Here is a 12,199-nt window from a genome sequence, read left to right on the forward strand (position 1 = left end):
TATTAGATTTTTATGAAGAAGATAATTATTACAGATAAAGCTCCTGCTCCTATTGGTCCCTACAATCAAGCTGTTTTGGTGGGCAATACACTTTACACTTCTGGACAAATTGCTTTGAATCCTGCAACAATGGAATTGGTTTTAGACGATATCGAAACCGAAACCAAACAAGTAATGGAAAACATGAAAGCCGTTCTAGAAGCTGCTGAAATGACTTTTGAAAACGTAGTAAAAACAACGATTTTCATCATGGACATGAACGATTTCGCCAGAATAAACAGCGTTTACGGAAGCTACTTCGACGAGAAAACAGCACCTGCAAGAGAAACCGTTCAAGTAGCTGGTTTGCCTAAAGGTGTAAATGTTGAAATTTCGATGACTGCTGTCAAATAGAAAACTCCAAATACTAAGGTAAATTTTGAAAATTATTTTGTAGCTTTGATTACTACAAACTACTTTTTAGTAATGAAACGCCTTTTAAATTTAGCTTTACTCATTGCCTTTCAATTTTGTTATTTAGAATGGCCTCCTAACAATGCTATGTTTATTTTTGAAGGCGAAATAGAAATTTTCTCCAAAACTGAAAGTTGGTTTAGCAACTTCACGCATCCTATAATTCTTATTGGATTTTTAACTCAAATGGTATTGCTTTTAGGAGCTCTTATTTCCAACTTTAATAGAAAACTAAATACTTTAGCCGTTCTTCTTTTAGGTATTTTAGTGCTTTTCTTTTTCTTTATTGGAATTATGGCTTTGAATTACAAAATTGCTCTATCAACTCTTCCCTATTTAGCATTGATGCTTTTGTATTTTATTAAGTATAGAAAATTGTGATTTTAAAATCAAGTAAAACTACCTTGTGATTTTTTGAAACTATTTATCTATATTTGGTTTCAATGAATTAAATTATTTTTCATCTAAACCTAAAGCTATGAAACAAACTGGCCTATTGCTTTTACTTCTTTGTATCAACTTTTCTTTTGCTCAAGATAAAGAAACTATTACCATACCAAAAGGAATTGTTTACAATTATTGTGACCCTAAGGTAGTTGAAAAAGCCAAAAAATTAATCGCACAAAATTTATCAAATTCTGATAACAATAAATTATTGCAAAATACTTTAATCATTGGTCCAGAGTTGTGGAAACGCTACAAAGACAATAAAAAAATTCAAGCCATTGAAAAAGGACGAGTTGAATTTCATGTTGATAATTTAATTATCGAAGGAAAAATGAGTCAGGACGTTGAAGATACCAAAATTATTTGGGAAGAGTTTAAAAATGAAGTGAATCAAGATTTTACAATACGAAAAGCTAATGAGCAGGAACTTCGCTATTATTGGTCAGTCATATCGTTTGACATCGATGAGCCGTTGCTGATTGTTGAAACTAAAGAGCATAATTATATTTTAAACATACTAAAAAAAGATTTAAAATTGATGTGGTTAGACGAAGCTCCAAGATTGAAAACCGAAAAAACTATAGCTGAAAAAGGAAAAAAAGAAACTAGGATTGAAAAAATTCAGTTATTGAACACAGATGAGGAGCTCAAAGAAAATACAAGTATAGAAGATCTTAAATTTATTCTAGATAGAACCAAATTAATTTTTGAAGAGCTATTCAAAACTTCTACTAAATCTGGAAGAATTTTTGTTCAATTTGAATTAAAAAAAGACACCAATGAAATGCGATATGCTGTAAAAGATGAAATTGATGAGGAACTAATGAAAGAATTTGAGAAAAGAATCAACAATGAGAAGTTTCCCAATTCTAAAAAAGATGCTGTAAAGTTTCAAATAGTTTTTATAGTAAATTCGGTTAGTGATATGGAGTAATTGATTTGTTATTAATTATTTATCAATTTTAAAATAGGCTTTCTAAACATTAATTATTTGGAGTTAAATAATGAAGAAAATTAACTACTTACAAATTATCATCCATTTCATTGCAGCTTGTATTTTTATGATTTCGGCTACAACATACTCTCGTTTATATAACATTAAAATCTTGAAATTAATTTATCAAAATGGTTTTAAAAATGTAGTTAATGATTTTGATAATTATGGAATTACTCCAAATGATATAGCCTATTTTACTATATCTACAAATATTTCAAGTTTTATTGGATTAACAATTGCCTTCCTATTTTCTATCTTGTTATCATTGAAAAAAAAATGGTCTATTATCAATAGTTTTATAGTTTTTCTTCTTGGTTTTTTAGTACTAAAACTTGACATTCTAGACAAACTTTATTTAAGAAAATTTGTAACACCAAACCATCTCTTGGATAATTTAGTTGCCAATTACCTACTCTGTGGAACTTTATTACTATTTTTGGGTTGTACACTATTCTTTTCAAGATATTTAAATGATAAAATCAGTAGTAGTTATTTTAAAACTTAGTAGATTTAAATTATGAAATTTGGCTTCTTCCTATTCCTGTTTTTTCAAATTACTTTCGTTTATTCGCAAGAGAATCATGGTTTTTGTACTTCAGAGATTCCTTCCGATGCTTGGGAAGACGCTTTTCAAACGCTTATTGCTAATCGTGAAACTTCTAGGTCAACTACAACTGCATATCAAATTCCAGTGATTTTTCATATTATTCATGGTGGCGAAAATGTTGGTACTTTTCCAAATATTGAAGCGCAACAAATGAATTCTCAAATTTTAGTTTTGAACCAAGATTACACCGGAACTGGCTTGAATATAAACAATTATCCTACCAATGCTTTTGTAAATTGGGCTATAAATCAGGCGATTCCTTCTGGAAATTTGGATAATTTGGGTAGAATTAAAATTGCGAACAGCGAAATACAATTTTGTTTGGCGCAAGTCAATGCTGCTGGAGTTGCACTTGCCGAACCTGGAATTGAACGCATTAATTATATAGAACGAGGTTGGCAAAATCCGAATGTGTTTGCCACCAATCAAACTTTGAGAGATTTTATTGATGATGTTGTAAAACCGCAAACTATTTGGGATGCCACCAAATATTTAAACATTTGGGTAACCGACAAAAGTGCGTCTTTAAACGCTAGAGGATTTGCAACGCCACCACCATTTAGTGGACTTGCTGGAATTCCTGTAAGTGCTACCACAAGTTTGAATGATGGCGTTTGGTGTTATGCCATGTCGGTTGGTTCTTATTTAATTTATCCTTCCGGAATTTATGTTAATACCGATGTTTCTGGGCGTTTGCTAACCCACGAAATTGGACATTATTTGGGTTTACGTCACATTTGGGGTGATGGCAATTGCTTTACAGATTATTGCATCGATACGCCTTCACAAGCCGACCCAAGTGCTGGTAACCCAACGTATCCTCAAGGTGTTGGTTCTTGTAGTGCTCCGAGTAATGCTCCTGATGGCGAAATGTTTATGAATTTCATGGATTACACCTCCAACCCAAGTATGTACATGTTTACAACCGACCAAGTTACAAGAATGCAAACGGCTATGGCAAACAGCCCACAACGCAACCAATTGGGAACGCATGGTATTTGTAGTAGTCTAGCTCTTGCTGACCAAACGATGGCAACCATCAAGCTCTACCCTAACCCAACCTCTGATACCATTGTTGTTGATGACCAAGAAAACCGAATTGATTCTATAGAAATTTATACGCTTCTAGGACAAAAAATAGCCACCACAACCCATAAAATCATTTCATTACAAAGCGCACCAACAGGAATTTATTTACTAAAACTCTATTTTAATAACAATACCACACAAGTCGTTAAGATTATAAAAAAGTAATACTTTTTTTGAAAAACAGGTGTTTTTACGTAGTTTTTATTTGTAGGAATTGTTTATATTTGGGAAACATTATCAGATTAATTATGAAAAAAATAATTCTATTTGTTGTTCTTTCAAGTTTGCTTTTATCTTGTAAAATTCAAGGTCTTACCAATGATTATGACAAGTTGAATGAAAGTCAAAAAAAATTACTGGTTGAATTAGTCGATTTTAAAGAGTTGAAATCTGAAAATATTTATAAAATTACAGGTAATCAATTAAAGCAAGAATTAGCCAATCATCCTAAATCATTGGTTTATATTTTTAAAAATGGTTGTTCGTCAAAGTTGTGCAAACCTATGCGCATTTATGAAAATTATGCCAATGAAAATGGATACAAACTTTTTCTTGTCATGAATGGATATGCTAATTTGCAAGAAACACTAGACCAACCCTATTCAAGTATTTTGTTTTCAATTAATAATGATTTCTATAATTCCAATTACAGAAATACCTATATGCAGTATTTTGAAAACGAAATTTCTGGAAAACCAAAGGAGGAAAAAAGCAAAGAATATCTAGGCAATTTGTTTTTCTTCGAAAAAGATAAATTGGTTAAAATTTTGCACGAATTACCAAATAACTAGCAATACTACAAAAGTTATTAAGTTTATAAAAAAGTAATACATTTTTGAAAAAACAGGTGTTTTTACGTAGTTTTTATTTGTAGGAATTGGTTATATTTGGGAAGATTTATCATACATAGCGTTTCTATTTAGGATGTATATATGTATTGTAGATTAATACATTTACGAAAGTTAGATGCAAGCGTTAAGGACACAAAACATATATTTACAGCCAAAATCTTATCTTATGAATAAAACACTATTTGGATTAGCTTTACTTTCTCACAATTGGAACAATCACAAAAAAGACATTTTTGACAGTTATGTTCCTTTGGTTTGTCAAACAATTATGGACAAATCTCATAATTTGACTTCGAGAGAACAAACACAATATGACTTATTAGAAAATTACGGAATAAATATATCATTGGGAGCATGTGAAAGTTTGCTAAAAAGAATGGTTAAAAATGGTTTATTAACAAAGAATACCACTAATGAATATCTAGTACATAGGAATCCAGTTAACGAAGCTGTAAAATATAGTGAGCGTGAAGATTTGAATCGTGGTTTTAGATTATTGGTTATAGAAATTAAAAAATATAGTAAGGGCGTTTTTACGATTGAACTTTCTTCTGAAGAAATAGAATTAGGATTAATTAATTTTTTTAGAGATAATGATTTAGACTTATTATTTGCTAACAACGATGGTAAAAGTGTTCTTCCCAACGTAAAAGAAAGTCGAAAAGCTAAATATATAATTGCAAAATTTATAACAGATTCGCAAAACTCTGACCCAGAAAGATTTCAAGTAATTTTAAAGTTAGCTCAAGGATATGCAATTGCATCACTTATAACTTATCAAGATATACAAAGCTATTCTGGGAACCTCGTTGATGTAGAAATATATCTCGATGCTCCAGTAATTTTTAGCTTGTTAGGCTTAAATGGTGAATCAAATCTCATGTTAGCACGAGAATTAGTTGAAGCTCTAAATACAAATCATGGGAAATTAAGAATTTTTGAAATCAATTATGGAGAAGTAATCAAGACTATTCAAGATACTATTCGTCGATTAAACGAAAATGATTACGTATTAGCAAAAAGTTCTAGAGTTTTACGAACTGCTGTTAGAGAAAATATTTCTTCACAACAACTACAAATAAAACTAAACCAACTTGAAGAAATTCTTACAAGATCCTGCCAAACCTCCACCAATTATTGTTATTTCTGAATTTCTCATATAAAAGTAAATTTAGTTAATTGGTTTTAAAGTATAGTTGTATAATTATGTTAAAATCTTGTAGAATTTTGTGTTTAGAACTCATAAAAAAACTGCTCCGTTTCGAAAGCAGTTTTTAACTAAAATAAACTAAAATAAACTATAATTTTCCGTCTTTGATTTCGTCAACAATCTCAGGATTTAATAACGTTGAAATATCTCCAAAGTTTGAGAAGTCACCTTCTGCAATTTTTCTTAAAATTCTACGCATGATTTTACCTGAACGTGTTTTTGGTAAACCACTCACAAACTGAATTTTATCCAACTTCGCAATTGGTCCAATTTGGTCAGAAATCAATTGGTTAATCTCTTTAGCAAGGTTAGTTCTATCACGAGTTTCTCCAGTTTCTTTCAAGATTACAAATCCGTAAAGTGCATTTCCTTTAATATCATGTGGGAAACCAACGATAGCACTTTCAGCAACAGCTGGGTGTTCGTTGATAGCATCTTCGATTGGAGCTGTTCCTAAGTTATGTCCAGAAACAATTATTACATCATCCACTCTACCTGTAATTCTGTAGTAACCTACTTCATCACGTAAAGCTCCATCACCTGTAAAATATTTTCCCGGAAAAGCTGTAAAATACGTTTCTTTATAACGTTGATGGTCACCCCAAATCGTTCTAGCCATCGATGGCCATGGGAATTTGATACACAAACTTCCAGTAACTTGGTTGCCTTCAATTTCGTTACGTAATTCGTCCATTAAAACCGGTTGAATTCCTGGTAATGGTAACGAAGCATACGTTGGTTTTGTTGGCGTTACAAATGGAACTGGCGAAATCATAATTCCTCCGGTTTCTGTTTGCCACCATGTATCAACTAACGGACAACGCTTTCCTCCTACGTGATCGTTGTACCAGTGCCAAGCTTCTTCGTTAATCGGTTCACCAACAGAACCTATAACTTTAAGTGAGCTCAATGGAAATTTTTGAACATAATCTAAACTTTCTTTTGCCAAAGCACGAATAGCTGTTGGTGCAGTATAGAATTGATTTACTTGATGTTTTTCAATTACTTCCCAAAAACGACTGAAATCTGGATATGATGGAACGCCTTCAAAAATTACGGTCGTGGCACCATTCAAAAGTGGTCCGTAAAGAATATAAGAATGTCCTGTAATCCAACCGATATCGGCGGTACACCAATAAACATCGTTTTCTTCGTATTTGAATATATTTTTAAAAGTATAGGCTGTGTAAACCATGTAACCTGCAGTAGTATGCACCATTCCTTTAGGTTTACCAGTTGAACCCGAAGTATAAAGAATAAACAACGGATCTTCGGCATCCATAATTTCGGCAACATTATTTGGAATAGCTGTATCCATTAATGGTTGTAACCATTGGTCACGACCTTCTTTCATATTTACTTCAGTATTAGTTCTTTTTACTACCAAAACTTTTTCAACACAAGGCGATTTTTCTAAAGCTTCATCTACAATTCCTTTTAGGTCGATGGCTTTATTTCCGCGGTAACTTCCGTCAGAAGTAATTACCATTTTACATTCAGAATCATTGATACGTGCCGAAACAGCCGAAGAAGAAAATCCAGCAAAAACTACTGAATGGATAGCACCAATTCGAGCACAAGCCAAAATTGAAACCGCCAATTCAGGGATCATTGGAAGATAAATACAAACGCGGTCGCCTTTTTTAATGCCTTGCTCACGAAGAACATTCGCCATTTTGGAAACTCTTGCATATAATTCATTGTAAGAAATATGTTGTGCTTCTTCTTTTGGATCATTCGGTTCAAAAATGATAGCGGTTTTATCGCCTCTTTTTGCCAAATGCCTGTCAATACAGTTTTTAGTAATATTTACTTTGGCATCTAAAAACCACTTGAATTTGGCTTCTTGAAAATCAAATTCCATTACTTTTTCCCATTTTTGGTACCAGGTAAAGTTTTCATCGGCTACTCTGTCCCAAAATTTTCTTGGTTCACGAACCGATTTCTTATACATTTTAAAGTAATGCTCTAAATTGTCTATTGTATAGTAACTCATTGTTATTCTATTTTTTTATTCGTTTGTTAATGTAAATGTAACGATAAAATAAATGTAGTAAAGAATTTTCTTGCTAAATTAGTATAGTTACTTTAGAAAATAGAGAATAGACTTTATTAAAAATCTTTACTCTATTCTCTTTTTTCTATTTTCTTGATATTTTATCTAAACGAACCTATTTTAGCTTTAGTAAATTCTTCTCTAACTTCATCAATAATTGCTTCATCATCAATGGTTGATGGGATTTGGAAGTTTTCACCGTCAGCTATACTTCTCAATAGTTTTCTTAAAATTTTACCCGAACGTGTTTTTGGCAATCTTTGAACGATAACCACATCACGCAATGACGCTACAGCTCCAATTTGTTCTCTTACTAATTGAACTACTTCATGTTGCAATTGGAAATGCTCGATATCTTCACCTGATTTATTAACTACTAAAGCTAATGGAACTTGTCCTTTAAGTTCGTCGTTAATTCCAATAACGGCGCATTCTGCTACTGAATGATGTGATGAAACAATTTCTTCCATTTCGGCTGTTGAAAGTCTGTGACCTGCTACATTTATAACGTCATCTACTCTACCTGTAATATAAATATAGTTTTCATCATCTTTAAATCCGCCATCGCCTGAGAAATAATAACCTGGAAATTTATTTAAATAGCCTGCTTTGAAACGCTCGTTATCTTTCCATAAATCCAACATGGTACCTGGTGGTAATGGTAATTTAATTACCACATAACCTTCTTCATTTGGGCCTAATTCTTGTCCGTTTTCTCCAAAAACTCTGATGTCGTAACCTGTAACTGCTTTTCCTGCAGAACCCGGTTTTATGGGTAAATACTCCACACCCATCATGTTTGCAATCATAGGCCAACCTGATTCTGTTTGCCACCAATGGTCAATTGCAGGAACTGGAATGTGTTTGCGATACCATTCTAAAGTGGCTACATCGCAACGTTCACCTGCTAAGAATTGGGTTCGTAAACAAGACAAATCATATTGTTTAATAAATTCACCATTTGGGTCTTCTTTTTTGATGGCACGAATGGCTGTTGGAGCAGTAAACATAATACTTACTTTATGTTCAGCAATTACTCGCCAAAATGTACTTGCATCCGGAGTTCGAATTGGTTTTCCTTCAAAAATAATGGTTGTATTTCTATTAATTAATGGTCCGTAAACAATATAACTATGTCCAACTACCCAACCCACATCGGATGCTGCCCAAAACACTTCGTCTTGTTTGACTCCATAAATGTATTGCATTGAAAATTTAAGTGCAGTAGCATAACCACCTGTATCTCTTACAATTCCTTTTGGTTTTCCTGTAGTTCCTGAAGTATATAAAACGTACAATGGATGTGTTGCATTTACAGGAACACAAGGAGCTTCTTCAGAGCCATAAACTAATGCATCATAATCGACATCATATTTTTTGAAAGGAATTCTGGCTCCTAATTTTCTATTGAAAACGATTACTTTTTTTGGTTTATGTTCCGCTAATTCAATAGCTTCATCAACTAAAGGCTTATAAGCGATTAATCGATCAATTTCTATTCCAGATGATGCTGTAATAATTAACCTTGGTTTACAATCGTCGATTCTTATGGCTAATTCGTGTGGTGCAAAACCTCCAAAAACTACAGAATGCGTTACTCCTATTCTAGCGCAAGCCAACATGGCAAAAGCTGCTTGAGGAATCATCGGCATATAAATTACAGCCGTGTCGCCTTTTTTTAATCCTAAAGAAATCATTCCGCCAGCTAGTTTAGCTACTTCTGATTTAACTTCGTTATAACTATATTTTTTAACAACTTGAGTTACTGGTGAATCGTAGATAATTGCAGCTTGATCACCAAAGCCATCTTGAATATGTTTATCTAATGCTAGATAGCATATGTTTAATTCTCCATCTTTATACCAAAGTGGATAGTCATTTTCGTCTTTTGATAAAATAGTTGATGGTTTTGTGTACCATTCTATTTGGTCTGCTTGTTCTTTCCAAAATGCTTCAGGAGATTGCGTACTTTGGTTGTAAAATTCTTGGTAATTCATTGGCATTATATGGTTTGTGTTGATTAAACTATTAAAGTAAATGTAGTTATTATTACTATACATTCTAAAAATATATTGCTAAATAGGTATATACGAAAACGTTTTCGTTTGAATATAATGATTAGCGCAAGAAAACAGTAAATTAGGCGTCTAATTAAATGTATTGGAGTTTAACAAATTAAAAAACAATTATAAAATACAAAATATGAAAATAACAACTGCAATTTTATTTTTGATAGCTATCTTTTCTACAGCTGCACAAAACAATATTGAAATAGCTAAAAGTGCTGTAAAAATTGAAATGCTTTTTCCAGGAGGAAAATCCAAAGCATTAATTTTGAGTTATGATGATGGAGCAAAACAAGATAGAAAATTGGTAGAACTAATGAATAAATACCAACTCATTGGAACATTTCATTTGAATTCTAATAAATTAGGATCAAATAACTATTTTGATTATTTAAATAAAGATGAAATAAAAGATTTATATAAAGGTCATGAAGTATCGGTTCATTCTGCCAATCATCCTAACTTACCTGATATTTCTAAAGTAGATGTTATTTATGAAATTTTAGAGGATAGAAAAGAATTAGAACGTTTAGTAGGTTATCCTGTTAGAGGAATGGCTTATCCATTTGGTAATACCAACGATGCTGTAATTGAAGCTATTGAAGGATTGGGAATTGAATATGCAAGAACAGTTGCAGATACCTATAATTTTGAAATTCCTGTGGATTTTTTAAGATGGCATCCAACTATTCATCAGTTTGGAAAGGCTTATTGGGAACCCAATCAACCTGAAAAAGACAAGAAAGAATTAGAATTGTTTTACAAAACTATCAATAATTTTTTGCAAACTAAAGAATTAGCAGTAATAGATATTTGGGGGCATAGTTGGGAGATGGGAACAGATCAAAAAAAATGGGAAGAAACTGAAAAATTCTTTAAAATATTAGCCAATAATCAAGAAATCTATTACACCAAACAAATTGATTTTGTAGATTATGTTAATGCTTTTAGAAATTTAAAATTTTCTGTAAATAAAGATAACGTTACTAATACAAGTGCTTTGACTATTTATATCAAAATTAATAGCAAAATTTTTACTATTCCGTCTGGAGCTACTATTAGTTTGGTGTTTTAATTGAATTATCTATTAATCTTTATTTCTAATTTGTAACCAACACTATGAATGTTTACAATAGTAATTGAGGAATCTTTATCTAATTTTTTTCTAAGTTTTGAGATAAACATATCTAAACTTCTGGTAACAATTACTCCTTCGTTTTCCCAAATTTCCTTTTGCAAAGTATTTCTATCAATAATTTCATTGGGCGATGATGAAAGAATATGCAATAATTTAGATTCTTTGGGAGTCAATAAAATTTGTTCGTTTTCAAATTCAAGTTGATTTTTTTGGAAGTGGAAATTATATTTTCCGATTGTTATATTGGTTTCGTCGTCAGCAATAATAGATTCTTTTTTACTTTTTGCACTTCTAAATCTTATCCAAAAGAAAAGTGAAACTGCTAAAAACAAAATAATAAAAAAGGAATATTTAGTAAATAAAATATTGGTTTTTGAAGCAAATTTTAGAGTTATAACATAACAATCTAAAGGCATTTTTCTTCCAATACATGAAATAATATTTTTACTTGAATCAGTATCAATATGAAAACCATAAACTATAGCTTCGTTGGAACATTTATGAACTGAGACAGAATATTCTTTTGGAAAAGTACTTTTTGAAATATTATTTTTAACAATGTTTATAAGTGAATCTGGAGTAAAAGCAAACTTATTTTCAAAGCTAATTTGAAATTCATTTTTTGAAATTATTTTTATAGGTACTACTTTGGTGGTTATATCATTGGAACTAATCAATACCTCATGACCTATTTTTCTTAGTAGTATTTCATTTTTAGGATCATCTATTTTAGATTCTGTTAAATAGGAATAACAAAAAGGAGTAGTAAATATGGCTAAAACAATTAAAAATAATGTGTAAATATGGTTTTGTTTCATAAACCAAAAGTATTTAGTTTTTAGTTTATTAAAAATGTATTTAGTAAAGATTTACATTTTTTTTACAAACAATTTATTTAGAGTAGAATAAAAAACGCTATTCTTTTGAAAGCAACTCCATCACTTGATCCACCACTTTTTTTATTGAAAATGGTTTTGTTAGATAGGCATCTGCGCCGAGAGCCATTCCTTTTTCGATATCGCTTTCTTTATTTTTGGCTGAAAGGAAAATCACTTTTGTGTGTTTTAAGTTGTCGTCTTTTTTTATTTGCTCAATAGTAGCGTAACCATCAACCATTGGCATCATCACGTCGAGAATTATCATATCTGGATAATTGGTTTTTACTATATCCAAAGCTTCTTGTCCATCACGTGCTATAAATACTTCAAAATTATTTTTTTTGAAAGTATATTCAAGTGACATTACTATGTTAGGCTCATCATCGACTATTAAAATCTTTTTCATT

The 12,199-nt window shown here is 31.4% G+C and carries 12 protein-coding genes; 8 read left to right on the forward strand and 4 right to left on the reverse strand.

The window, feature by feature from the left end; translation table 11 throughout:
* The first annotated feature begins 12 nt into the window (after positions 1 to 12).
* The 7 genes from ABD771_RS11295 (at position 13) to ABD771_RS11325 (ending at position 5,594) form a co-directional block, all read left to right on the forward strand.
* The gene (locus tag ABD771_RS11295; RefSeq protein ID WP_345094596.1) at positions 13 to 393 is read left to right on the forward strand and encodes a RidA family protein; all 381 of its coding nucleotides are present in this window, start codon (positions 13 to 15) and stop codon (positions 391 to 393) included.
* A 72-nt stretch (positions 394 to 465) separates the two neighbouring features.
* Positions 466 to 834, forward strand: a complete 369-nt coding sequence (locus ABD771_RS11300; protein ID WP_345094598.1) for a hypothetical protein — start codon at positions 466 to 468, stop codon at positions 832 to 834.
* A gap of 97 nt (positions 835 to 931) precedes the next feature.
* Positions 932 to 1,834, forward strand: a complete 903-nt coding sequence (locus ABD771_RS11305) for a hypothetical protein (protein WP_345094600.1) — start codon at positions 932 to 934, stop codon at positions 1,832 to 1,834.
* A gap of 70 nt (positions 1,835 to 1,904) precedes the next feature.
* Entirely contained in the window at positions 1,905 to 2,402 is a 498-nt protein-coding gene (locus ABD771_RS11310) for a hypothetical protein (protein ID WP_345094602.1), read from the forward strand.
* Positions 2,403 to 2,414: 12 nt separating this feature from the next.
* The gene (locus ABD771_RS11315; protein ID WP_345094604.1) at positions 2,415 to 3,758 is read left to right on the forward strand and encodes a zinc-dependent metalloprotease; all 1,344 of its coding nucleotides are present in this window, start codon (positions 2,415 to 2,417) and stop codon (positions 3,756 to 3,758) included.
* 83 nt (positions 3,759 to 3,841) lie between these two features.
* Complete coding sequence (locus tag ABD771_RS11320) at positions 3,842 to 4,384, forward strand: hypothetical protein (RefSeq protein ID WP_345094606.1); 543 nt, start codon at positions 3,842 to 3,844, stop codon at positions 4,382 to 4,384.
* 226 nt (positions 4,385 to 4,610) lie between these two features.
* Positions 4,611 to 5,594, forward strand: a complete 984-nt coding sequence (locus ABD771_RS11325; RefSeq protein ID WP_345094608.1) for a hypothetical protein — start codon at positions 4,611 to 4,613, stop codon at positions 5,592 to 5,594.
* A gap of 148 nt (positions 5,595 to 5,742) precedes the next feature.
* Here the strand turns inward: ABD771_RS11325 and acs are convergent, their stop codons facing one another.
* Both acs and ABD771_RS11335 read right to left on the reverse strand, forming a co-directional pair.
* A complete protein-coding gene (gene acs, locus ABD771_RS11330; RefSeq protein ID WP_345094610.1) occupies positions 5,743 to 7,650 on the reverse strand; it encodes an acetate--CoA ligase in 1,908 nt (635 codons plus the stop codon).
* 161 nt (positions 7,651 to 7,811) lie between these two features.
* Entirely contained in the window at positions 7,812 to 9,770 is a 1,959-nt protein-coding gene (locus ABD771_RS11335) for a propionyl-CoA synthetase (protein WP_345094612.1), read from the reverse strand.
* A gap of 142 nt (positions 9,771 to 9,912) precedes the next feature.
* Here ABD771_RS11335 and ABD771_RS11340 point away from each other — a divergent pair, with 142 nt between their 5' ends.
* A complete protein-coding gene (locus ABD771_RS11340; protein WP_345094614.1) occupies positions 9,913 to 10,851 on the forward strand; it encodes a polysaccharide deacetylase family protein in 939 nt (312 codons plus the stop codon).
* Positions 10,852 to 10,856: 5 nt separating this feature from the next.
* Here the strand turns inward: ABD771_RS11340 and ABD771_RS11345 are convergent, their stop codons facing one another.
* Together ABD771_RS11345 and ABD771_RS11350 are read right to left on the reverse strand one after the other, a co-directional pair.
* Positions 10,857 to 11,732 carry a winged helix-turn-helix domain-containing protein gene (locus ABD771_RS11345; protein ID WP_345094616.1) on the reverse strand — a complete coding sequence of 292 codons (876 nt, stop codon included), beginning with the start codon at positions 11,730 to 11,732 and terminating at the stop codon, positions 10,857 to 10,859.
* Between the two features lie 97 nt (positions 11,733 to 11,829).
* Entirely contained in the window at positions 11,830 to 12,198 is a 369-nt protein-coding gene (locus tag ABD771_RS11350) for a response regulator transcription factor (protein WP_345094618.1), read from the reverse strand.
* Position 12,199: the final 1 nt, after the last annotated feature.

It is taken from the genome of Flavobacterium chungnamense (genome assembly GCF_039539165.1).
Classification (GTDB): Bacteria; Bacteroidota; Bacteroidia; order Flavobacteriales; family Flavobacteriaceae; genus Flavobacterium; species Flavobacterium chungnamense.